The organism is Nocardia sp. NPDC060259, assembly GCF_042728775.1.
Lineage (GTDB): Bacteria > Actinomycetota > Actinomycetes > Mycobacteriales > Mycobacteriaceae > Nocardia.
The window spans coordinates 57,147-79,087 of sequence record NZ_JBHXAY010000018.1 but is presented as its reverse complement, the minus strand read 5'-3'; the positions used below and the strand labels follow the sequence as shown (position 1 = coordinate 79,087).

Genomic DNA, 21,941 nt, shown 5'->3' with positions numbered 1-21,941 from the left:
AAACCGCAGTGCGGGCCATCACAGCGGTCGCGGTGCGGAAGCTGAACCACCACCGGCGCCGCCGGCTCGGTGTGGAAGGAGTCGACGATGATGACGGTCCCCGTAGACGGTGCCCCGATGTGGCAGCCGCTGCGCGAAGTCCGGACCTTGACGGGCACGCTCGTCGGCCACTTCGTCGACACCGTGGCGACCTGCCGGACGCTGCCCGGTGACGCGATCTCGGGGGACGTCACCACCGTCACCCGGTTGTGCCTGGAAATCGTCGGCGGGATGCTCGACGGCCGCGACGAGACCGAGCGGCTGAACCGGCTCTCCGTCGCCGCGGCGGGCTGGGCGCGCGAGGGTGTGCCGATCGACACCATCCTGCACGCCTTCCACGAGGGTTTCCGGCTCGCTTTCGACACCGTGTTCGACGGGGCCGGCGACGGCGACCGGGCGGGCCTGATCGACGGATTCCGCAGGGCCGTCACGATTTCGGATCAGCTGTGTACGACGGTGACCCTCGCCTACATCCGGGAGCATCGCGATATCGCGGGCGAGCATCACACGGCCGTGCACACCCTCACCTCGGCACTGCTGGCCGGTCAGCCGACCGTCACGATGGCGCGCGAATGCGGGATCGCCGTCGCCGACGCGTATTCGGTACTGGCACTGTCGATCCGGCGCCATCCCGTGCACGACGATCCGCGGGTGAACGCCGCCGTGGTGGCGCGGCGCACCCTGCGCCGGGTACAGGCGGCGCTGGCGCATCACGGCGGCGACCAGGTGCTGTCGCTGCTGTCGGTGGACGGCGGCACCCTGCTGATCCCGGCCGAGCTGATGGACTCGGGTGCCCTCGACGCCCTGGTGGCCGCCCTCTCGCGGGCGGCCCGCGTTGACGTGACGGGCGCGCTGGTGCCCGCGGCCACCGAGGAGATCCCGTCCGCGGCCGAGCGCGCGCACGAACTGCTCGACATGGTCGAGCGCCTCGACTGCGCGCCCGGCCTCTACCGATTCGGTGACCTGGCTCTGGAGTACCAGCTCACCCGCCCCGGCCCCGGCCGCGCCCGCCTGGGTGAACTGCTGGCCCCGCTGGACAATCATCCCGAACTGTTCGAAACCCTGCGCGTGCACATCGCCAACAACATGAACCGCCGCCGTACCGCCCGCCTCCTGCACATCCACACCAACACCGTCGACTACCGCCTGCGCCGCATCGCCCAGCTCACCGGCCTCGACCCAGCCCAGGGCTCCGGCCTCTGGCAACTGCGCTCCGCCATGATCGCCCGCAGCTTCCACACCGGCCCCACCCCGGAAGCCCGCCTGGCCTAGAACCGGCCGCGAATATCGTTGGCGGACAAGCCACCCGACGGTATATGGTTCATAAGACCAAAACCGGGAGGGGCTTATGACCGTCGACACCGTCGAGCAGTTGTGTCAGTCGATCGAGCAGGGCGCATCGCCGAAGTACCTGCCGTTCTGGGGTCATACCCCGCGGCGTGACGGGACCATCGGAACGAGCTGCCTGAGCCAGTGGTGGCCCGCGGTATTCGTCGTCGACGGCACCGAGTTCACGAGCGCCGAGCACTACATGATGTGGCGCAAAGCGCTGCTGTTCGACGACGAACGCAGCGCGGCCCGCGTCCTCGAGGTGAAGCACCCGAGTGCGGCGAAGAAGCTCGGCAGGCAGATCCGAGGGTTCGACGAAACCGTCTGGGAGCAGGCTCGATTCGAGATCGTGGTCGCGGGCAATGTGGCCAAGTTCGGCCAGGACGACGCGCTGCGGACCTACCTGCTCGGCACCGGCACCCGTGTGCTGGTCGAGGCCAGCCCGGTGGATCGGATCTGGGGGATCGGGCTGGCCGCCGACGATCCACGCGCCGCCGACCCCGCGCAGTGGCGGGGCCTCAATCTGCTCGGCTTCGCGCTGATGCGAGCCCGGAGCATGGTGCGGTAGGCGGGGGCGCGATGGCCCGACTGTGTCGGTGGGGGTTGTTAGTCTGTGACGGACGAACGGACCGGGAGGATTCGGGCGTCGCTACCGGCGAAATCAATTCGGGAAAGCTATTTCTCGATGGCGCGTGTAGCGGTTCATGATTGGTTCGGCTTCGACCGCGAAGCCGATATTTCGATGGGGAGACTCACTGATGTCTGTTGTGGGCAAATATGCCCTGGGTGTGGCCGCCATGTCCGCGGTGGCCGCGTTCACCGTCGTGAACGCCGGTTCGGCCGCCGCGGCCGAGAGCGGCGTGGCGATCGCCGAGGCGCCGGGTTACACCGCTGTCTCGCGTGATGGTGGCTTCCAGGCCGCCGCCGGTGATCTCTATGGCGCGCTGGCGCTGTCGTCGAAGGAAGCCGTGGTCGCTTCGGCGGTCAACTACGGCAGCTGGGCGGCCGCGAGCCAGGCCGCGCTGGCCGAGTGCGGTGTATGGGACTGCCAGATCGTCGTCGAGTTCCGCAATGCCTGCGGTGCTGTCGCGCAGGGCGCCGACTACCGCTTCGGCTGGTCCTGGGATCACACCCTGGCCGCCGCCGAACGGTCGGCGGTGGACGTGCTGGGAATCAGCGCGCCGCCGTTCCCGGATCCGGGTTCGGCCTCGCCGCGGGCGGCGAGCGTCATCCTGTCCGCCTGCACGGCGAACGTCTGACGAACGAACGCAGGGGCACGGACCATTCGGACCGTGCCCCTGCCTCGTCTTCGGTGCTCGAGTCGCTCAGCGGCGCAGCACTTTCCGTGCCAGCCAATTGCCGAAGAACTGCACACCCTGCACCCCGGCGATGATGATCAGCGTCGCCACGATCGTGACTTCCCAATCGAACTGCTGATACCCGTAGACCAGCGCGAAATCACCGAGCCCGCCACCGCCGACAGTGCCCGCCATCGCGGAGATGTCGACGATCGAGATCACCACGAAGGTGTAGCCGAGAATCAGCGGGCCGAGCGCCTCCGGAATCAGCAGCGTCAGAATGATCCGCAGCGGTCCCGCACCGACCGCGCGCGCCGCCTCGATCACGCCGGGATCGACCGTCACCAGGTTCTGTTCCACGATCCGCGCGATACCGAACGACGCCGCCACGATCATCACGAACAGCGCGGCCTCGGTGCCGATGGTGGTGCCGACGACCTCCAGGGTGACCGGGCCGAGCGCGGCGAGCAGGATGATGAACGGAATCGGGCGCACCACATTGACGATCACATTGAGCACCAGATAGACCGGCGCGTTCGCCAGTAGCCCGCCCTTGCGGGTGGTGTAGAGCGCCGTGCCGATGACCAGCCCGATCACCCCGGCCACGACGAAGGTCACGCCGACCAGATAGACAGTCGTCCCGATCGCCTCGAACAGGGTGGGCCGCAGCTTCTCCCAGTTGGTCTCCATCAGCCCGCCTTCCGTGCCAGGTCGGCGACCACGCGGTCCAGCGCGTCGTCGGGGCCGTGCAGCGCCAGGGTGATGCTGCCGAACGTCTTGTCCTGCAAGGTGCTCACGCCGCCGTAGACGATCTCGAAGCGCACGTCCGCGGCGGTGGCGGCGGCGAGCGCGGCGCCGATACCGCTGTGGTCGTCGACGTCGACGGTGACCAGCCGGCCGCCGTGCAGCTCCCGCAACCGGTTGAGCTCGGCCGCGTCGGGCCGGTTGTGCAGCACGGTCGCCACGAACGACCGCGTCGGCGCCGCCTTCGGCGCCGCGAAAACATCGAAGGTGTCGGCCAATTCGACGATCCGCCCCTCGGCCAGCACCGCCACCCGGTCGGCGACCGCGCGGATCACGTCCATCTCGTGGGTGATCACCACGATGGTCACCCCGAGTTCGGCATTGATCTTCTTCAGCAGCCGCAGTACCTCGCCGGTGGTCTCCGGGTCGAGCGCGGAGGTGGACTCGTCGGCGAGCAGCAGCGACGGCGAGGTCGCCAGCGCCCGCGCGATCCCGACGCGCTGCTTCTGCCCGCCGGAGAGCTGATCGGGATAGGCGCGCGCCTTGTCGGTGAGGCCGACGAACTCGAGCAGCTCGGCGACCCGCGCCTTGCGTTCGGCGCGCTTCCAGCCCGCCACCTTGAGCGGATACTCGATATTGCCCGCGGCCGTGCGTGATCGGAACAGGTTGAACTGCTGGAACACCATGCCGATATCGCGCCGCAGCCTGCGCACCGCCGACTCCGGCACCCCGGTGATGGGGGTGCCGGAGATCGTGACGGTGCCCGAGGTCGGCTTCTCGAGCGCGTTGATCAGCCGTACCAGGGTGGACTTGCCCGCCCCGGAATAGCCGATCACACCGAAGATCTCGCCCCGCTCGATCCGCAGGTCGATGTCGTCGAGCGCGACCAGCCGCTCGTCGCCGCTGCCGAAGACCTTGGTGACCGAACGGAATTCGACAGCGGCAGCGTCGGAGCTCACTTGTTCGCGCGGATGCCCTGCTGCACCCGGTCGAGGATCTGTTCGAGCTCGGCGCCGGGACGGGTCACGGCGACCGCGGTGTTCTTGGTGACCGCGGCGTGCGCGGCAGCCACGGCCGGGTCCTTCCAGATCTCGACCAGCTTCAGATAGGTCGGGTTGGTCTTGTCCTCGGCGCGGGTGACGATGACATTGATGTAGGGCTCGGCGGCCGGGTTCTTCGGATCGTCCTTGTACAGCGCCGAATGCGGGTCGATGCCGGAGCGCTCGAGGAAGGTGTTGTTGACCACCGAGCCGTCGACCGAGGCCAGCGACAGCGCGGTCTGCGCGGCGTCGACCGGGGTCACCCGCACCTTCGACGCGCCCTTGTCGATGTCGGCAGGCGTCGGCTGCGCGGAGGTGCCGGTCAGCTTCAGCAGCCCGGCGGCCTGCAGCACGAACAGCGCGCGGGCCTGGTTGGTCGGATCGTTGGGGATCGCGATCTCACCGCCTGCCGGGATGTCGGCCAGTGCCTTGTGCTTCTTGGAATACAGGCCGAGCGGCACGATGTAGGTCGAGCCGATCGGGGTCAGGGTGTCCGAGCTCGCCACGTTGTACTGGCCGAGGAATTGCAGGTGCTGGAACAGGTTGACGTCGATCTGCTTCTGCGACAGCGCCGCATTGGGCTGCTTGTAGTCGGAGAAGTTGGTGATCTTCAGCGTGATGCCCTGCTCCTTGGCCTTCTGCTCGAAGACGTCCCACGCCTGGTCCTTGTCGGTGGTGCCGATGCGCACCACGGTGCCGGACTCGGCGTCGTCCCCACCGCACGCCGTGAGGGTGAGGGCCGCGGTTGCTACCAGTACCGGGATCGCCAGTACCCGACGGAATTTCACTTGATACTCCCGAATTGCTCGCTATTGGTGAACCCGGTCATCCAAGCCGGGGCCGCCGACCTGCGACAACGGTTTACGTTGCCTCGAGCGAAACCCTCGCAAACAGTGGGACGTCCGTCTAATTTGCGGACATCAGTCGCGCAGGTATTCGTGGACCAGCATGACGGCCATCGATCCCTCGCCGACCGCGGCCGCGACCCGGTGGCCGTTGAAGGCGCGCACGTCGCCCGCGGCGAAGACGCCCGGCACGGTGGTCTCGAGGTGCAGCGGCGGCCGGGTCAGCGGCCAGGGTGAGTCGGCGCCCGCGACGGTCGCGATATCGGGTCCGGTGAGCAGGTAGCCGCGGTCGTCGCGGGCGAAACCGGGGCCGAGCCAGGCCGTGGTGGGATCGGCGCCGATGAAGGCGAACAGCCAGGTGGCGGGAACTTCTTCCGTCGCGCCGGTCCGCCGGTGGCGCAGGGTGAGGCGTTCGAGATGGGTGCCGCCGGAGGCGCCCGCGACCTCGGTGCCCGTGCGGACGTGGATCTCCGGGATCGACGCGATCTGCTCGATCAGAGAGGTCGACATCTCCGTGGCCAGCGATTCACCGCGGACCAGCAGGATCACCCGGCGGGCACAGCTGGCGAAGTAGACCGCCGCCTGGCCCGCCGAGTTCGCACCGCCGACGATGTAGACGTCGGACCCCGCGCACAGCGGCGCCTCGGTGAGCGCCGAGAAGTAGTAGACGCCGCGGCCGGTGAAGTCCTCGACACCCGGTGCGTCGAGGGTGCGGAAGGTGGCGCCGGTGGCGATGATCGCCGCCCGCGCCGAGACGGTCGTGCCGCCCGCGCAGTGCGCGGTGACGTCCTCGTCGGTGGCCTCGAGCGCGTCGGCCCGCAGGCTGATCACCAGTTCGGCGCCGAACTTGCCCGCCTGGCGCCGGGCCCGGTCGGTGAGCACGGCGCCGGAGATCCCGTCGGGGAAGCCGAGATAGTTCTCGATGCGGGCGCTCAGCCCGGCCTGCCCGCCGATCGCCCAGCGCTCCAGCAGGACCGTGTGCAGTCCCTCCGACGCGCCGTAGACGGCGGCGGCCAAGCCCGCCGGACCGCCGCCGACGACGAGCAGGTCGTAGCCGCCGGAGCCGGGTGTGGTGTGCAGCCCGACCCACTGGGCGAGTTGCTCCTCGTCGGCGGGTTTCAGCACCCGGCCGTCCGAGGCGATCAGCACCGGGGTGTCGTCGTCGGCGAACCCGTGCGCGGCCAGCAGTTCGCGGCCGGTCGGATCGGTGGGTTGCACCCAGCGGCAGGCGATCTCGTTGCGGCTGAGGAAGGTCCGGACTGCCGCGCCCGCGGGCGACCACATGTCGCCGACGACGGTCAGCGCGGGGGAGTCGTGCGCATCCTGCGAGGCCACCCGTCGAGAATAGGCCGGACCGGCGGCGATGCCGGGGTGGCGCTCCGGTCAGCGGCGCGGGTGGTCCACCGACAGCCTGCCGCGGCGGATGAGATCGTGGCGGGTGTTCGCCGACATCGGCGGCAGCGGCTGCTCGCCGCTCGCCTCGTCCGGGTTCGGTCGCACCAGCAGGGTGACGGTCGCGGCAGGCACGAAACCGGTGCTGGTCATCAGCGCCGCCGAGGCGCTGTTGCGGTCCTCGACATCGGTGACGATATGGCGTGCCCCGCGCGCGAACAGCGCCTCCGAGCACACGTTCACCAGCCGCCGGGCGATCCCGTGGCCCTGCATGTCGGGCGCGACCGCGATCCACTCGAGGTAGGCCCAGTCGTCGCGGTGCTCGAACTCCATCGAGCCGAGCACGAAGCCGACGACCCGGTCGGAGTCCAGGGCGACCCAGCAGGCGTTGTCCGGGCTGTCCAGATGCTCGGCGACGGCCGTGAGCGACCACGACGTGTACGGCTTGGTGGTCGTGTCGAACACCTGGTGGCCGAGGTCGAGGACTTGACGCAGATGTCCCAGCCCCATCGGCACGACGACGATCGAGGAGTCCATAGCGTCAGTGTGCCCTACGCGCCCTTGCGAGTCGCGGTCTTGCCTGCCGTGGATTTCTTCGCCGCCGCCTTGCGCGGCGCCGCCTTCTTGCCCACTGTTTTCTTGGCCGCCTTCTTCGGGGCGGGCGCCGCCTCGGTGTCGCGGCGGCCACTGGCTTCGAGGCTGCGCTGCAGCGCGGCGACCAGGTCGACGACCTCGGCGTCGGGCTGTTCGGCGGGTTCGGCGGCTGCGGCGGATTCGACCTTGCCCGTACCGCTGGCGATCGCTTCGTCGAGGAGTTTCTGCAATTCGATCTGATATTCGTCGGTGTATTCGCCGGGATCGAAATCACCCGACATCGACTCGACCAGCGTCTCGGCCATCTTCAATTCCTGCGGACGCGGTGCGGGCGCCTCGTCGAGCGACGGGAAGTCGACGGCACGCACCTCGTCGGGCCACAGCAGCGTCTGCAGGACCAGCACGCCGTCGCGCACCCGCAGCGCCGCCAGTCGGGTCTTCTGCCGCAGCGTGAAGTGCACGAGCGCGGTCTTGTCGATGCGTTCGAGGGTGGCCGCCAGCAGCTGGTAGGCCTTGGGCGTCGCCGAATCCGGTTCGAGGTAATAGCTCTTGTCGAACAGGACGGGGTCGATCTGCTCGGACGGCACGAATTCCAGCACCGGTATTTCGTGCTTCTCCGCCGCGGGGAGTTTCGCGAAATCGGCGTCGGTGAGGACGACCTGGTCGCCGTCGGGGGAGACGTAGGCCTTGTCGATGTCGGAATACTGGACCGATTTGCCGCATACCTGGCAGACACGGTCGTATTTGATCCGGCCGCCGTCCTTGGCGTGGACCTGATGGAACCGAATATCGTGGTCCTCGGTCGCGGTATAGACCTTGACCGGGACATTGACCAGCCCGAAGGCGATCGAGCCTTTCCAGATCGATCTCATATGGCCATAATTGCCGAAATGTCGCCCGGGGGCGAGGGAACGCCGTTGAACCGGTGCCCCTCCGTGACGCGGCGGTGCTTGACATCGTTGCGTCTGATCCAATGGCCGGGTGGACGCCGAGCTGATCATCTGCGGACTCGGCCCGGCGGGCCGGGCGGTTGCCCATCGCGCGCTGGCCCGCGGCCGGGCCGTCACGGTGATCGACCCGCATCCCGACCGGGTGTGGACGCCGACCTACGCCGCCTGGGCGGACGAACTGCCGGACTGGCTCGAGCCGGCCGTCGTCGCCGCGACCGTCGACGGGCCGACGGCGTCGGCCGTGCGGGAGCATCGGATCGACCGCACCTACCAGGTCCTCGACACCGCGGGATTGCAACGGTCGCTGACCATCGACGGCGCGGAGGTGATCGCCGACCGGGTCGTCGACCTGGACGCGGGTTCGGTGCGGACAGCGAGCGGATTGTCCCGCACCGGCCGGGTGATCGACGCGCGCGGACTGGCCAGGTCACCGCGCCGCGCCGAACAGACCGCCTACGGCATGGTCCTGCACGGGGACGCCCGTGCCCAGCAGGCCCTGTTCATGGACTGGCGGCTGGACAACGGTGCCGATCCGGACGATCCGGCGTCGTTCCTCTACGTCGTCCCGCTCGGCGCGGACACGATGCTGTTCGAGGAGACCTGTCTCGCGGGCCGCCCCGCTCTCGGCCCCGACGTCCTGCGACACCGCCTGGAGCACCGCCTGCGGGCACGCGGCATACCCGTCACCGGTGCGGAACCGGTTGAGCGGGTGCGGTTCCCGGTGCAAGGGGGCAGGCCCGGCCATGGCCGGTTCGGGGCGGCCGGTGGCCTGACCCACCCCGCCACCGGTTACAGCGTCGCCGCCTCGCTGAGCGCGGCCGACCTCGTCGCCGCAGGCACGACGCTGTGGACGGCCCGAGCGCGCACCGTGGCCGCCCTGCGCCGGGCGGGTTTGCGGGCACTGCTGGCCATCCCGCCGCGCGATGTCGCGGTCTTCTTCGACGCGTTCTTCGATCTGCCCACTCCACTGCAACGGTCCTACCTGTCCGGACACGACGATCTGCGCGGCACACTCGCGGCGATGCGCGCACTGTTCGCCGCTCTACCTCCGCGATTGCGCCGCACCCTCGCGATGTCGGTGGCCGGAATCGGCCCGGCACCGGCCGGGGTGTAGCGGGCCGGTCGCCGGCCTGCATCGAAGGGTGTGCGCGCGGTCACCCCGGGGCCCGGCGGCACCGCCACGAAGTTGCTACCATCGCTGCGCGAACGCGCCCACCCGCCAACAGGATCGGGCCGGCGAGGCGGACCGGCCGGAAACACCCGAGCCCCCGCACGTCGACGTGCGTGCCGCACAGTTGCGTGACGAGTTAGGGGAATATCCGGTGTTCGAATTCACCAAGCGGCGCAGCTGCTGGGTGCTCGGCGTTTTCGCAGTGCTCGCGCTGGTGCTCGGCGCACTCGGCGCCACGCTGTTCGAGCGGGTGGAGGGCGGCGGATACACCGACCCGGGCAGCGAATCCAGCAGAGCACTCCAGGTGCTGCGCGAGGAGTTCGGGCAGGCGCCGCCGAATCTGCTGCTGCTCGTGGAGACCGAGTCCTCGGTCGAGGACCCCGAATCCACCGCGGCGGCGACGGCACTGGTGGCCAACCTGCAGGAGCGCGACGGCGTCACCGACGTGGTGTCCTACTGGACCACCCATCAGCCCGCGCTGCGCAGCGTCGACGGCAAGCAGGGCCTGATCGTGGCCAGCGTGCTCGGCAGCGAACGCGAGATCGACCAGCGCGTCGCCGCGATCGCCGCCGAACTGACCGGAACGCAAGGCACCCTGCAGGTCAGGGCGGGCGGCTTCGCGATGCTCATGCACGAGACCGTCGAGCAGAGCAAGACCGATATCGCCAAGGGCGAGGCCATCGCGTTCCCGCTCACCCTGATCGCGCTGCTGTTCGTCTTCGGCGGCCTGGTCGCGGCGAGCCTGCCGCTGCTGGTCGCGCTCGGCACCGTGCTGGCGACGATGGGCGCGCTGTGGCTGCTGACGCTGTTCACCCCGCTCTCGGTCTCCGCGACGAACGTGGCCACCCTGCTCGGCCTCGGCCTCGCCATCGACTACAGCCTGCTGATCGTCAACCGCTACCGTGACGAACTGTCCGAGGGCCGCACCCCGGCAGGCGCGGTCGCGACCACCCTGCGCACCGCGGGCCGCACCGTCGCGTTCTCGGCGCTGACCGTCGCCGTCGCGCTCGCCGGCCTGCTGTTCTTCCCGCTGCTCGCGATCCGGTCCATGGGTTACGCGGGCATCCTCGTCGCCGCACTGGCGGCCCTGGTCTCCCTGACCGTGCTGCCCGCGGCGCTGCTGCTGCTCGGCCCGCGGATCGACAAGGGCCAGCTCGGCTGGTGGTTCCTGCGGGCGCCGCGTCCGGCGCCGGGTGAGGGCGCCTGGCACAAGCTCGCCACCGCGGTGATGCGCAAGCCGATCCCGATCGGGCTGACCGTGACCGCGCTGCTGCTGCTTCTCGGCGCACCGTTCCTCGGCGTCAAGCTCGGCTTCCCGGACGAGCGCACGCTGCCGGAGTCGATGAACTCCCGCCAGGTCACCGAGATCGTGCAGCGCGACTTCGGCGAGAGCGACCAGAACACCCTCGTCGCTGTCCTGCCCGAGAGCGCGTACAGCGCAACGGGAATCGATGCCATCGCGCGCGACCTGTCCGACCTCGACCATGTCCGCCGCGTCGACACCGCCACCGGCAGCTACGCCCAGGGCGGCCTGCTCACCGCCCCCACCGCGGCGAACGCGCACTTCCGGGCCGACCGGGCCGTCTACCTGTCGATCGTGCCCGCCACCTCCGACAGCGACGCGCTGGCCGGGCTGGTCGAGCAGGTGCGGGCCGTGCAGACGCCCAGCGAGCTGCTGGTCGGCGGTGTCGCCGCGGCCAATGCCGACTCCATCGACGCCATCGAGGACGAATTGCCCTGGGCGCTCGGTTTCGTGGTGCTCGTGATGCTGCTGGTGCTGTTCGCGCTCACCGGCAGCGTGGTGCTGCCCGTGCTGGCGGTGGTCCTCAGCGCGCTCAGCCTCACGGCGACCTTCGGCGCGCTGGTGTGGATCTTCCAGGACGGCCATCTGTCCGGGCTGTTCGGTTTCACCGTCACCGGTGACCTGTCGGCCACCGTGCCGGTGATGCTGTTCGCCGCCGCCTTCGGGCTCGCGATGGACTACCAGGTGTTCCTGCTCTCGCGGATCCGCGAGGAATTCGACCGCACCGGCAAGAACGAGACCGCCGTCGCGGTGGGGCTGGAACGGATCGGGCGCATCGTCACCGCGGCCGCGATCCTCATCTCGCTGGTGTTCCTCGGCTTCCTGGCCTCCGACATCACCTTCATGAAGGCGTTCGGGATCGGCCTGCCGCTGGCGGTGATCGTCGACGCCACCCTGGTGCGCGGGTTCCTGCTGCCCGCCGCGATGAAGGTGCTCGGCGACGCGAACTGGTACGCGCCGGAATTCCTGCGCCGCCTGCACGATCGCTGGGGCCTGGACGAGGGCGGTGCGGGCCGGTCGCTGAATCGCGATGTCCCGGTGCGTGATCCCCTCGGTGTCACCACCGGCAAGCCGGTGACCACGGACGTGGAGATCGTCGTCAACGATCCGCTCGCGCGAGCGGAGGCGGCACGGGCCAAGGAAGACCTGGCCGCCGCGGGTCGTGCCGAGACCGCGGACTGACCAGGCGGGGTCTGTCGAGAGCTGTTGGGCGACACCGGTTTCGCTTCGGACCGGTGTCGCCCTTCGCGTTGTCCGGGAGGCTCAGATGCCGCCGGTGGACAGCAGTCCGCCGTCGACCCGCACGCAGTCGCCGGTGATCCACGCGGCCTCGTCGGAGACCAGGAACGCGATCAGCCTGGCCACGTCCTCCGGGACGCCGAGCCGCTTCAACGGGTAGGCGCTCGCGGCCCGCTCCTCGTCCGCCGAGTACAGCGCGTCGGCGAACTTGGTCTTCACCACGCCCGGCGCCACCGCGTTGACGCGGATGTTCGGGCCCAGCTGCCAGGCCAGCTCCTCGGTGAGCCGGATCAGCGCCGCCTTGGACGCGCCGTAGGCCGAGATGACACCGGAGGACCGGATGCCCGCGACACTGGCGACGTTCACGATCGCGCCACCGTGCTCGGCCATCCACGCCCGGTACGCCTGCTGGACGTAGCCCAGCGAGGCGACCACGTTCACGTCGAAGATCTTGCTGACCCCGCCCAGGTCGGCGTCCATCAGCGAGCCGTACACCGGGTTGATGCCGGTGTTGTTGATCAGGATGTCCAGCGAACCGAACTCGGTGACCGCCCTGGCCACGGCCTCGGCCCTGGCGTCGGCATCGCCCGCGTTGCCCGCCAGCGTGGCCACCTGGCCCTTGTGCCCGAGGGCGCGCAGCTCGATCGCCGCGGCCTCGAGCGGCTCGGGCTTGCGCGCGGTGATCAGCACGTTCGCGCCACGGCGCATCAGTTCGGCGGCGGTGGCAAGGCCGATGCCGCGGCTCGCTCCGGTGACGAGGGCGGTCCGGCCTAGGAGATCGGTAGTCATGCGACGAGAGTAACCAGGCTCACACCGGGCGGCGCCGGTTCGGTGGTCGAGTTCGAGGACGGTAAAATGAGTGGTTCTTGCCGAGACCGACGGTGCACGATGGGTCGGTTCGGCGGCCACCCTTTTTCCGACACGAGGAGATTCCCTGTGATCACGGCGACCGACCTGGAGGTCCGGGCCGGAGTCCGCACCCTGCTCTCGGCCCCCGGGCCGGCGCTGCGGGTGCAGTCCGGCGACCGGATCGGACTGGTCGGGCGCAACGGCGCGGGCAAGACCACCACCCTGCGCATCCTCGCGGGCGAGGGTGAACCCTACGCCGGAAAGATCGTGCGCTCCACCGAGATCGGCTACCTGCCGCAGGACCCGAAGGAAGGCGATCTCGATGTGATCGCCCGCGACCGGGTGCTCTCCGCGCGCGGCCTGGACACCCTGATCCGGGACATGGAGAAGCAGCAGGTGCTGATGGCCGAGGTCGTCGACGAGAAGGAACGCGAGAAGGCGATCCGCAAGTACGGCCGCCTCGAAGACCAGTTCTCCTCGCTCGGCGGCTACGTCGCCGAGAGCGAAGCGGCCCGCATCTGCAACAGCCTCGGTCTGCCCGACCGGGTCCTGGGCCAGCAGCTGCGCACCCTCTCCGGCGGTCAGCGCCGCCGCATCGAGCTGGCCCGCATCCTGTTCTCCGCCTCCGACGGCTCCGGCGGGCGCTCCGATCGCATCCTGCTGCTCGACGAGCCGACCAACCACCTCGACGCCGACTCCATCACCTGGCTGCGCGGGTTCCTGCAGAACCACGACGGCGGCCTCATCGTGATCAGCCACGATGTCGAACTGCTCGAGGCCGTGGTCAACAAGGTGTGGTTCCTCGACGCGGTGCGCGGTGAGCCCGACGTCTACAACATGGGCTGGAAGAAGTACCTCGACGCCCGCGCCACCGACGAACAGCGCCGCGTCCGCGAGCGCGCCAACGCCGAGAAGAAGGCGAGCGCGCTGCGTCAGCAGGCCGCCAAGCTCGGCGCCAAGGCCACCAAAGCCGCTGCGGCACACCAGATGGTGCGCCGTGCCGAGCGGTTGATGTCGGAGCTCGACGACGTGCGTGTTGCCGACAAGGTCGCCCGCATCCGCTTCCCCGAGCCTGCGCCGTGCAGCAAGACCCCGCTGATGGTGAACAACCTCACCAAGCTCTACGGGTCCCTGGAAATCTTCACCGGCGTCAACTTCGCCGTCGACAAGGGCAGCCGCGTGGTGGTGCTCGGCCTCAACGGCGCGGGTAAGACGACCATGCTCAAGCTGCTCGCCGGCGTCGAGACGCCGACGTCGGGCGGGGTCGAGCAGGGCCGCGGCCTCAAGGTCGGCTACTTCGCCCAGGAGCACGACACCCTCGACGACGAGGCCTCGGTGTGGGAGAACATCCGGCACGCCTCCCCGGACGCGGGGGAGCAGGAGCTGCGCAGCCTGCTCGGCGCCTTCATGTTCACCGGTCCCCAGCTCGACCAGCCCGCGGGCACCCTGTCCGGCGGTGAGAAGACCCGTCTGGCCCTGGCCGGGCTGGTGTCCTCGGCGGCGAACGTGCTGCTGCTCGACGAGCCGACCAACAACCTCGACCCGGTCTCGCGCGAACAGGTCCTCGAGGCGCTGCGCACCTACGCGGGCGCCGTCGTCCTGGTGACCCACGACCCGGGCGCGGCCGAGGCGCTGAACCCGGAACGCGTCATCCTGCTGCCCGACGGCACCGAGGACCACTGGTCCAACGAGTACGCGGAGCTGATCGACCTCGCCTGAGCCGTCAGGGCTCGGAGGCGGTAGCGCAGCGTCACCACGCAGGGCCCCGGAGTCAGGCGGCGATCAACACAGCCTGAGCCCATCGGCGCCCAAAACGGCGGTGTGTCGCGCGTGAAACGCTGTGTCGCGAGGGAACTCGCGGGTCTCAGGTGAGTTTCATCACTGTTTTCGTTGATCACCGACTCCGGAGTGTCTAGCCTGGAATCAGCTGCTCGGCGACTCGGAGGAAGCCATGAGCGACAGTGCGAGACAGGCCGCTAGGTCGGCCAAGGGCAAGGCGACGATCGGCAAGACAGCGCTGGGAAAGGGCACCCGGGTCACGGGCAAGTCCCGCGACCGGTTGCAGTCCCAGCTGAAGAAACAGTACGAGGCGGGAGCGAGCATCCGCTCCCTGGCCAGGTCCACCGGCCGCTCGTACGGCTTCATCCACAATGTGCTGGTCGAATCGCACGTCGAGTTGCGCGGCCGCGGCGGCGCCAACCGGCGAAAGAATCCGGCCGACTGAGGCGGGCTCACCAGTCGGCGACGGCACCGTCCCCGCGGACGAGCAGGTTCGCCAGGCTGGTGAACAGCGGCAGGCCGGTCTTGATCTCCAGATACGCGAACTGGCCCTGCGGGTTCACCTCGAGGAAGTAGTACTCCCCGTCGCTGCCCAGACGCAGGTCGACGACGCCGAAGCTCAGCCCCAGCGCGCCCATCAGGGTGGCCAGCGACTTGCTGACCGAGGCGGGCAACCGGTCGCGCGTGAACCCCACCGAGGTGTCGAGCCGGGAATCGACCCGCCCGGCCCCCGCCTGCGAATCGATGCGCACCGTCCACTCGACGCCGTCGACCCACACCACCCGCAGATCGCAGCTGGCCTCGACATAGTCCTGGAACGTGGTGGGCGTCGACCGGATCGAACCGAGCCTGCTCAACTCGGACCCGGTGATGATCCGGGTCTCGGAGAACTCGCCGCGGCCGGTCCCCGTGCGCTTGTACACCACTGGGCCGGAACGGGATTCGACGAAACTGCGGGCTTCGTCCGGATCGTTGGTGATCAGCGTCTCGGGAATGGTGAAGCCGGCCCGCTGCGCCGTCTCCAGCTGCACGATCTTGCGGCTCGCGGTGCGTTCGGCGGCCGGATCGTTGACCCAGTACGCCGGGATCGACCACAGCATGCCCTGCAGGAACCCGTCGCACTCGGCCTGGCGGAACTCGTCGTCGGCGACGCGAACGCCGTGCGGCACCCGGCACGGGTGCGGCCTGCGCCACCACACCGCGCGCACGTCGTCGAGGCCGTGGATATGGGCGAGCGCGCGGTTGGTGCCTGCCTTGTCGAGCCGGAAACTGCCTGTCTCGGTCGGGAAGTCACGCAGGTCGAGCCGGATCGGGTCGAGCCCGTGGTGTTCTCGCAGGGTGGCGGCCAGCGCATCGGCGTGCAGGTCGTCGGTTTCGGAGACGATGAGCACCGCGTCGGTCGCGCGTTCCATGATGGTGGGCCGCTTCAGTCGAGGCTGTCGCAGTTGATGCCGTCGCGGAAGGTGAACGTGGCGCCGGTGACGCCGCCGCGTTCGGCGATCCGCAGCTTGGCCGCCCAGGTGCGGGTGGCCTGGGCCAGCTGGTCGTCACCGAGCGCCTCCGACGGCTCGGGGGCCAGCGTGATCGGCCGGTCGACCAGTTCGACGCGCATCCTGCGCGTGAAATCGGCGGTGGCGCCGGGCCGGATGTCGACGCACACCTGCCGTTCACCCGCCGCGGCGCGATCCTCGGTGAGCCGCACGACATCTCGCCGGTCGAAGGTCCACGTACCACCGTCGACGCGCACCGAGATGTCGCGATCGGACTCGGCCACCAGCAATCCGCGCAAGGCCGGGCCCCGATCTCGGGACGCCGCGGTAGCGGGGAGGTGGATGGCGTCGGTCATGGGCACTCACTCCGATCTTCTCGTCTGCTCGCGATTTGCCAGAGCCCCCGAAGGTGCTTCGGATCATAGCGTGCGAGCGGGCGTCGCCGAGTCGGTTCGCGAGATTTGCAGAGCCCCGGGCAAACCGCCGAGCGGCGCGTGATCGCCTAGCGGGGAGAGAATTTCGGACAACCGGACCGCTGATCGCCCCGTCGCACCGGCAATCGATCAGCTAACGATGCTTGACACGACCGCGGCCCGCATCGCCCTGGAATTGCTGGGCGATACGGGCCGTGCCGGGCAGGTCAGAGGCCGAGCAGTTCGGGGTGCTCGGCGAGACCGCGGAAGTGCTCGGCGGGGTTGGCGACCAGCTTGCGCTCGGTCAGATCCATCGCGCCCGCCACCACGGTGATCTCGGCGGAGACGGTTCCGTCGAGCTTGATGATCTTGTGGTGGAACCGGAAGACCTTGCCGCCGTCCCAATCGAATTCGCACGTCACGGTCACCTCGTCGCCACCGCGCAGCTCCCGCCGGTACTTGATCGTCGACTCGAGCACGACGGCCCCGATCCCACTGGCGAGGAACTTGTCCTGCGGGATCCCCGCCGCCCGCATCAGCTCCCAGCGGGCATGCTCGCCGTACTGGTGGTAGACGGCATGGTTGAGATGGCCCTGGGTGTCGAGCTCATAGCCGCGGACGAGGACCGGAACGGAGAACGTCATACGGTGTACAACCGGCGGCTTCGCCGGGGTTGTTCCCGATTCGGCTGCAATCTGCACCACAGTCCGGACGGTTCGGTATGGCCGATCGGTCAGCGGCGGTGAGCGTTGCGTTCGGCCCACCAGGTGGGGGCGTCGACGAAGTGGTTGTCGAATTCCTCTTGGGCGGCGAGGAATTCGTCGTGGGTCGCCTGGCCGTGGATGAGCCGGTCGAGCAGGCGGAAGTATTCGAAGCGCTGGACGCCGGGCATCAGGGCGATGAGGATGCGGGCGCCGCTGTCGGGAGTGGCGCCGAAGGCGTGGGGCATCAGACGGGGGACAACCAGGGAGCCGCCCGCGCCGACGGTGAGGATGTGGTCGCCCGCCATGACCTGGAGTTCGCCGTCGGCGACGTAGAAGAGTTCGTCGGAGCGGGTGTGGAAGTGCGGTGCCGCGCCGTCGGCGCCCCTGTCCATGGTGACTTCCAGAGTGCTGACGGTGCCGTCGCTGGCGTTCGCGTCGGTGAGCAGGCGCATCCGCACGGAGTCGGTGCCGAGGACTTCGGCGTCCTCGGGCAGGCAGAGGGCGATGTCGCGAGTGTTCGTCATGGCAGTTCCATTCGCCGGTTGATAATTCGGTACCGAACTATATCGCAGCGAATAGAATCGTGTCCATGGATGAACCGGACGCCGTCGACGCCATCGCCGCCCAGTGGCAGCGCGAACGCCCCGACCTCGACCTCGCCGCGATGGCGATCTTGGGCAGGCTGGGCAGATTGATGACGGTGGCGACGGCCCGCATCGAAGCCGTGTTCACCGCACACGGCTTGCAGCGCGGGGAATTCGATGTGCTTGCGGCACTGCGCCGTTCGGGCGCACCGTGCGAACTCAACCCCTCGGTGCTCGCCGACACCCTGATGCTGTCGCGCGCGGGGATGACCGGCCGCATCGATCGCCTGGAAGCAGCGGGCCTGGTCCGCCGGATCGCCGATCAGGGTGACCGCAGAGCAGTGCTGGTCGCGCTGACCGAGGAGGGGCGTGAACTTGTCGATGTCGTCGTCGGCGCGCACACGGAGAACGAGACAGCGATGCTGTCCGTGCTGGATCCCGCCGATCAGGAATCGCTCGACCGCATCGCCCGCATCCTGCTGAAAAGCCTCGAGGGCTAGCCGATCCCCAACGGCACAATGATCAAGACCGTTGATCCCGCCGCTCGCAATCGGGGAATTCTGGCGGCCATGGAGGCGGGATTCGAGCCCGCGACCTCCGTCTTGTCGAGGCGGTGTTCTACCTGCTGAACTACTCCATGGCCACGCTGAGCGTAACTCAGGCTTCCTTGCGGCGCACCGAGGCTTCGACGAGATCCAGTACGGCGGAAAGGTTTTCGTCGGTGTGACCGGAGGCGATGCGGGCGATGAGGCCGTCGAGGACGAGGTCGAGATAGCCGAGCAGGACGTCGGTGGGGACGTCGTCGCGCAGGGCGCCTGCCGCCTTGCGACGCTCGAGGCGGGCGAGGGTGGCCGCGGTCAGCTCGGCCGAGCGCTGGGTCCAGCCGGCCCGGAACTCGGGGTCGGTGCGCACCCGGCGCGCGATCTCGAGGCGGGTGCCCAGCCAGTTGAATTCCTCTGGGCGGGCGAGCATGTCGCGCATGACCTGCACGATGCCCTGGTTGGCCGCGACCTCGGCCATGCGCTCGGCGTCGTCCTTGGCCAGGGCGAAGAACAGCGCGTCCTTGTCCCGGAAGTGGTGGAAGATCGCGCCGCGGGACAGGCCGATGGCCTCTTCCAGACGGCGCACCGTGGCGCCGTCGTAGCCGTATTCGGCGAAGCAGCGCCGCGCGCCGTCGAGGATCTGGCTGCGGCGGGCGGCGAGGTGGTCGTCGCTGACCTTGGGCATGAGTCCTCCAACGGGAAATACACGGACCCCCGCCCCGGAACTCCGAGACGGGGGCTGTCGCAAGAAGGGCATCCGTTAACGGATGCCCGTGTGGTGCAGCATCATTCGATACTGCACCACCGGACACCGAGGTGCTTAACCGCGGATCATGTTGCGCAGGACGTACTGCAGGATGCCGCCGTTGCGGTAGTAGTCGGCCTCACCGGGGGTGTCGATGCGGACGACCGCGTCGAACGTGGTGACCTTGCCGTCTTCCGCGGTGGCGGTGACCTTGACGGTCTTCGGGGTGACACCCTCGTTGAGGGCGGTGATGCCCTCGATGTCGAAGGTCTCGGTGCCGGTCAGGCCCAGCGACGCGGCCGACTGGCCGGCCGGGAACTGCAGCGGCACAACGCCCATGCCGATGAGGTTGGAGCGGTGGATGCGCTCGAACGACTCGGTGATGACGGCCTTCACACCCAGCAGGCTGGTGCCCTTGGCGGCCCAGTCACGCGAGGAGCCCGAACCGTACTCCTTGCCACCGAGCACGACCAGCGGAATGCCGGCGGCCTGGTAGTTCTGCGAGGCGTCGTAGATGAACGCCTGCGGGCCACCGTCCTGGGTGAAGTCGCGGGTGTAACCACCCGAGACGTCGTCGAGGAGCTGGTTGCGCAGCCGGATGTTGGCGAAGGTGCCGCGGATCATCACCTCGTGGTTACCACGACGCGAGCCCAGCGAGTTGTAGTCCTTGCGGGCCACACCGTTGGCGTCGAGGTACTGCGCGGCGGGGGTGCCGGGCTTGATCGGGCCTGCCGGGGAGATGTGGTCGGTGGTGACCGAGTCGCCCAGCAGCGCAAGGACGCGGGCGCCCTTGATGTCGGTGACGGGGCTCGGGTCCATCGACATGCCGTCGAAGTACGGCGCCTTGCGGACGTAGGTCGACTTCTCGTCCCACGCGAAGGTGTCGCCCTCCGGGGTGGCCAGGCCCTGCCAGCGCGCGTCGCCGTCGAAGACGGTGGCGTAGGAGTTGCGGAACATGTCCTGGTTGATCGAGGACTTGATGGTGTCGTCGATCTCCTGGGCCGAAGGCCAGATGTCCTTCAGGAAGACGTCGTTGCCCTCGGTGTCCTGGCCGAGCGCGTCGGTCTCGAAGTCGAAGTCCATGGTGCCCGCGAGCGCGTAGGCGATGACCAGCGGCGGGGAGGCCAGGTAGTTCATCTTCACGTCGGGGGAGATGCGACCCTCGAAGTTGCGGTTACCCGACAGCACGGCGGTGACCGAGAGGTCGTTGTCGTTGATCGCGGCCGAGATCTCCTCGGGCAGCGGGCCGGTGTTACCGATGCAGGTGGTGCAGCCGTAGCCACCGACGAAGAAGCCCAGCTTCTCCAGGTAGGGCCACAGGCCTGCCTTCTCGTAGTAGTCGGAGACGACCTGCGAGCCCGGCGCCATGTTGGTCTTCACCCACGGCTTGGTCGACAGGCCCTTCTCCACCGCGTTGCGGGCGAGCAGGGCGGCGCCGAGCATGACCGACGGGTTGGAGGTGTTGGTGCAGGAGGTGATACCCGCGACCACGACGGCGCCGTGATCGAGGACGAAGTCACCGCGCTCGGCCGAGCGGACCTCGACCGGCTTGGACGGACGGCCGTTGGCACCCTTGGCGGCCGAGTGGGCCGGGGTGTAGGTGTCGTCGGCGGCGTTCGCGGACACGGCGACCGAATCGGAAGCCGGGAAGGACTCGTCGCCCGCCTCGTCCAGCGCGGTCAGCTCGCCCTCGCCCACGTAGTTGACGATGTCGGAGCGGAAGGCGCTCTTGGACTCGCTGAGCAGGATGCGGTCCTGCGGGCGCTTCGGACCGGCGATGGACGGCACGACGGTGCCCAGGTCCAGCTCCAGGTACTCCGAGTACGCGGGCTCGTTGTCGGCGTTGTGCCACATGCCCTGTTCCTTGGCGTACGCCTCGACGAGCGCGAGCTGCTCGTCGGTGCGGCCGGTCAGGCGCAGGTAGTTGATGGTCTCCTCGTCGATCGGGAAGATCGCCGCGGTGGAACCGAACTCGGGGCTCATGTTGCCGAGGGTGGCGCGGTTGGCCAGCGGCACCTCGGACACACCGGCGCCGTAGAACTCGACGAACTTGCCGACGACGCCGTGCTTGCGCAGCATGTCGGTGACGGTCAGCACCACGTCGGTGGCGGTGACGCCCGGCTTGATCTCACCGGTCAGCTTGAAGCCGACGACGCGCGGGATCAGCATGGAGACCGGCTGGCCCAGCATCGCGGCCTCGGCCTCGATGCCGCCGACGCCCCAGCCGAGCACGCCGAGGCCGTTGACCATGGTGGTGTGCGAGTCGGTGCCGACACAGGTGTCGGGGTAGGCCTGGCCGTTGCGGACCATGACGGTCGGGGCCAGGTACTCGATGTTGACCTGGTGGACGATGCCCATGCCAGGGGGGACGACCTTGAAGTCGTCGAAGGCGCCCTGGCCCCAGCGCAGGAACTGGTAGCGCTCGCCGTTGCGCTCGTACTCGAGCTCGACGTTGCGCTCCAGCGCGTCGGCGCGGCCGAAGACGTCCAGGATGACCGAGTGGTCGATGACCATGTCGGCGGGGGAGAGCGGGTTCACCTTGCTCGGGTCGCCGCCGAGGGTGGTGACGGCCTCACGCATGGTGGCGAGGTCGACGATGCAGGGCACGCCGGTGAAGTCCTGCATGATCACGCGCGCGGGGGTGAACTGGATCTCGACGCTCGGCTGCGCCGAGGGATCCCAGTTCGCGATCTCGCGGATGTGATCGGCGGTGATGTTGGCGCCGTCCTCGGTGCGCAGCAGGTTCTCCGCCAGCACCTTCAGGGCGTAGGGCAGCTTCTCGGTGCCGGGAACAGCCGAGAGACGGAAGATCTCGTAGGAGTTGCTTCCGACCTCGAGCGTGCCCTTGGCGCCGAAGGTATCAATCTTCGTCACGTCAGCTCCACTCATGT

21 protein-coding genes and 1 tRNA gene are annotated in these 21,941 nt (G+C 68.9%); 8 read left to right on the top strand and 14 right to left on the bottom strand.

All coding sequences use genetic code 11. From position 1 onward, the window contains the following. Positions 1–87: 87 nt before the first annotated feature. The 3 genes from ACFWF2_RS10535 to ACFWF2_RS10525 all read left to right on the top strand — a co-directional run bounded on the left by ACFWF2_RS10535 (position 88) and on the right by ACFWF2_RS10525 (position 2,627). Positions 88–1,311 carry a PucR family transcriptional regulator gene (locus ACFWF2_RS10535; RefSeq protein ID WP_379306694.1) on the top strand — a complete coding sequence of 408 codons (1,224 nt, stop codon included), beginning with the start codon at positions 88–90 and terminating at the stop codon, positions 1,309–1,311. Between the two features lie 76 nt (positions 1,312–1,387). Then, positions 1,388–1,936 (top strand): NADAR family protein, encoded by a 549-nt coding sequence (locus tag ACFWF2_RS10530; protein WP_379306692.1) that lies wholly within the window; start codon positions 1,388–1,390, stop codon positions 1,934–1,936. Positions 1,937–2,126: 190 nt separating this feature from the next. Next, a complete protein-coding gene (locus ACFWF2_RS10525) occupies positions 2,127–2,627 on the top strand; it encodes a DUF4189 domain-containing protein (RefSeq protein ID WP_378850015.1) in 501 nt (166 codons plus the stop codon). A gap of 66 nt (positions 2,628–2,693) precedes the next feature. On the opposite strand, the gene ACFWF2_RS10520 is transcribed toward ACFWF2_RS10525, so the two are convergent. The 6 genes from ACFWF2_RS10520 to ACFWF2_RS10495 form a co-directional block, all read right to left on the bottom strand. Beyond that, the gene (locus ACFWF2_RS10520; protein ID WP_379306690.1) at positions 2,694–3,356 is read right to left on the bottom strand and encodes a methionine ABC transporter permease; all 663 of its coding nucleotides are present in this window, start codon (positions 3,354–3,356) and stop codon (positions 2,694–2,696) included. After that, positions 3,356–4,369: a methionine ABC transporter ATP-binding protein gene (locus ACFWF2_RS10515; protein ID WP_379306688.1), complete on the bottom strand. Its 1,014-nt coding sequence runs from the start codon at positions 4,367–4,369 to the stop codon at positions 3,356–3,358. The genes ACFWF2_RS10520 and ACFWF2_RS10515 overlap by 1 nt, the downstream gene beginning before the upstream one ends. After that, complete coding sequence (locus ACFWF2_RS10510) at positions 4,366–5,238, bottom strand: MetQ/NlpA family ABC transporter substrate-binding protein (protein ID WP_379306686.1); 873 nt, start codon at positions 5,236–5,238, stop codon at positions 4,366–4,368. Before ACFWF2_RS10510 ends, ACFWF2_RS10515 begins: the two co-directional genes overlap by 4 nt. A gap of 132 nt (positions 5,239–5,370) precedes the next feature. Beyond that, complete coding sequence (locus ACFWF2_RS10505) at positions 5,371–6,630, bottom strand: NAD(P)/FAD-dependent oxidoreductase (RefSeq protein WP_379306684.1); 1,260 nt, start codon at positions 6,628–6,630, stop codon at positions 5,371–5,373. A gap of 48 nt (positions 6,631–6,678) precedes the next feature. Further along, positions 6,679–7,224, bottom strand: coding sequence for a GNAT family N-acetyltransferase (locus tag ACFWF2_RS10500; RefSeq protein WP_379306682.1), 546 nt, complete (start codon positions 7,222–7,224; stop codon positions 6,679–6,681). Between the two features lie 14 nt (positions 7,225–7,238). Beyond that, positions 7,239–8,153: a Ku protein gene (locus ACFWF2_RS10495; protein WP_379306680.1), complete on the bottom strand. Its 915-nt coding sequence runs from the start codon at positions 8,151–8,153 to the stop codon at positions 7,239–7,241. Positions 8,154–8,262: 109 nt separating this feature from the next. Between ACFWF2_RS10495 and ACFWF2_RS10490 the strand changes: the two genes are divergently transcribed. Next, positions 8,263–9,345 carry a lycopene cyclase family protein gene (locus ACFWF2_RS10490; RefSeq protein WP_379306678.1) on the top strand — a complete coding sequence of 361 codons (1,083 nt, stop codon included), beginning with the start codon at positions 8,263–8,265 and terminating at the stop codon, positions 9,343–9,345. A gap of 208 nt (positions 9,346–9,553) precedes the next feature. After that, a complete protein-coding gene (locus tag ACFWF2_RS10485; RefSeq protein WP_379306676.1) occupies positions 9,554–11,887 on the top strand; it encodes an MMPL family transporter in 2,334 nt (777 codons plus the stop codon). Positions 11,888–11,968: 81 nt separating this feature from the next. Here ACFWF2_RS10485 and ACFWF2_RS10480 read toward each other — a convergent pair whose 3' ends face one another. Then, positions 11,969–12,733: an SDR family oxidoreductase gene (locus tag ACFWF2_RS10480; protein ID WP_379306674.1), complete on the bottom strand. Its 765-nt coding sequence runs from the start codon at positions 12,731–12,733 to the stop codon at positions 11,969–11,971. 147 nt (positions 12,734–12,880) lie between these two features. Between ACFWF2_RS10480 and ACFWF2_RS10475 the strand changes: the two genes are divergently transcribed. Next, a complete protein-coding gene (locus tag ACFWF2_RS10475) occupies positions 12,881–14,512 on the top strand; it encodes an ABC-F family ATP-binding cassette domain-containing protein (protein ID WP_379306672.1) in 1,632 nt (543 codons plus the stop codon). 232 nt (positions 14,513–14,744) lie between these two features. After that, on the top strand, positions 14,745–15,017 hold the full coding sequence (locus tag ACFWF2_RS10470) for a helix-turn-helix domain-containing protein (protein ID WP_379306670.1): 273 nt from the start codon (positions 14,745–14,747) through the stop codon (positions 15,015–15,017). Between the two features lie 7 nt (positions 15,018–15,024). Here ACFWF2_RS10470 and ACFWF2_RS10465 read toward each other — a convergent pair whose 3' ends face one another. From ACFWF2_RS10465 to ACFWF2_RS10450, 4 genes are all read right to left on the bottom strand, one after another. After that, the gene (locus ACFWF2_RS10465; RefSeq protein WP_379306668.1) at positions 15,025–15,984 is read right to left on the bottom strand and encodes an MvdC/MvdD family ATP grasp protein; all 960 of its coding nucleotides are present in this window, start codon (positions 15,982–15,984) and stop codon (positions 15,025–15,027) included. A 14-nt stretch (positions 15,985–15,998) separates the two neighbouring features. Continuing rightward, on the bottom strand, positions 15,999–16,418 hold the full coding sequence (locus ACFWF2_RS10460; protein ID WP_379306666.1) for a hypothetical protein: 420 nt from the start codon (positions 16,416–16,418) through the stop codon (positions 15,999–16,001). Between the two features lie 284 nt (positions 16,419–16,702). Beyond that, positions 16,703–17,119 carry an acyl-CoA thioesterase gene (locus tag ACFWF2_RS10455; RefSeq protein ID WP_379306664.1) on the bottom strand — a complete coding sequence of 139 codons (417 nt, stop codon included), beginning with the start codon at positions 17,117–17,119 and terminating at the stop codon, positions 16,703–16,705. Between the two features lie 89 nt (positions 17,120–17,208). Continuing rightward, on the bottom strand, positions 17,209–17,703 hold the full coding sequence (locus tag ACFWF2_RS10450) for a cupin domain-containing protein (protein WP_379306662.1): 495 nt from the start codon (positions 17,701–17,703) through the stop codon (positions 17,209–17,211). A gap of 65 nt (positions 17,704–17,768) precedes the next feature. Between ACFWF2_RS10450 and ACFWF2_RS10445 the strand changes: the two genes are divergently transcribed. Then, on the top strand, positions 17,769–18,263 hold the full coding sequence (locus ACFWF2_RS10445; protein WP_379306660.1) for a MarR family winged helix-turn-helix transcriptional regulator: 495 nt from the start codon (positions 17,769–17,771) through the stop codon (positions 18,261–18,263). Between the two features lie 61 nt (positions 18,264–18,324). Here the strand turns inward: ACFWF2_RS10445 and ACFWF2_RS10440 are convergent. The 3 genes from ACFWF2_RS10440 to acnA all read right to left on the bottom strand — a co-directional run bounded on the left by ACFWF2_RS10440 (position 18,325) and on the right by acnA (position 21,939). Then, positions 18,325–18,406, bottom strand: a tRNA-Val gene (locus tag ACFWF2_RS10440). Positions 18,407–18,420: 14 nt separating this feature from the next. Beyond that, positions 18,421–18,990: a TetR/AcrR family transcriptional regulator gene (locus ACFWF2_RS10435; protein ID WP_189023455.1), complete on the bottom strand. Its 570-nt coding sequence runs from the start codon at positions 18,988–18,990 to the stop codon at positions 18,421–18,423. Positions 18,991–19,125: 135 nt separating this feature from the next. Beyond that, positions 19,126–21,939, bottom strand: coding sequence for an aconitate hydratase AcnA (acnA, locus tag ACFWF2_RS10430; RefSeq protein WP_379306658.1), 2,814 nt, complete (start codon positions 21,937–21,939; stop codon positions 19,126–19,128). Positions 21,940–21,941: the final 2 nt, after the last annotated feature.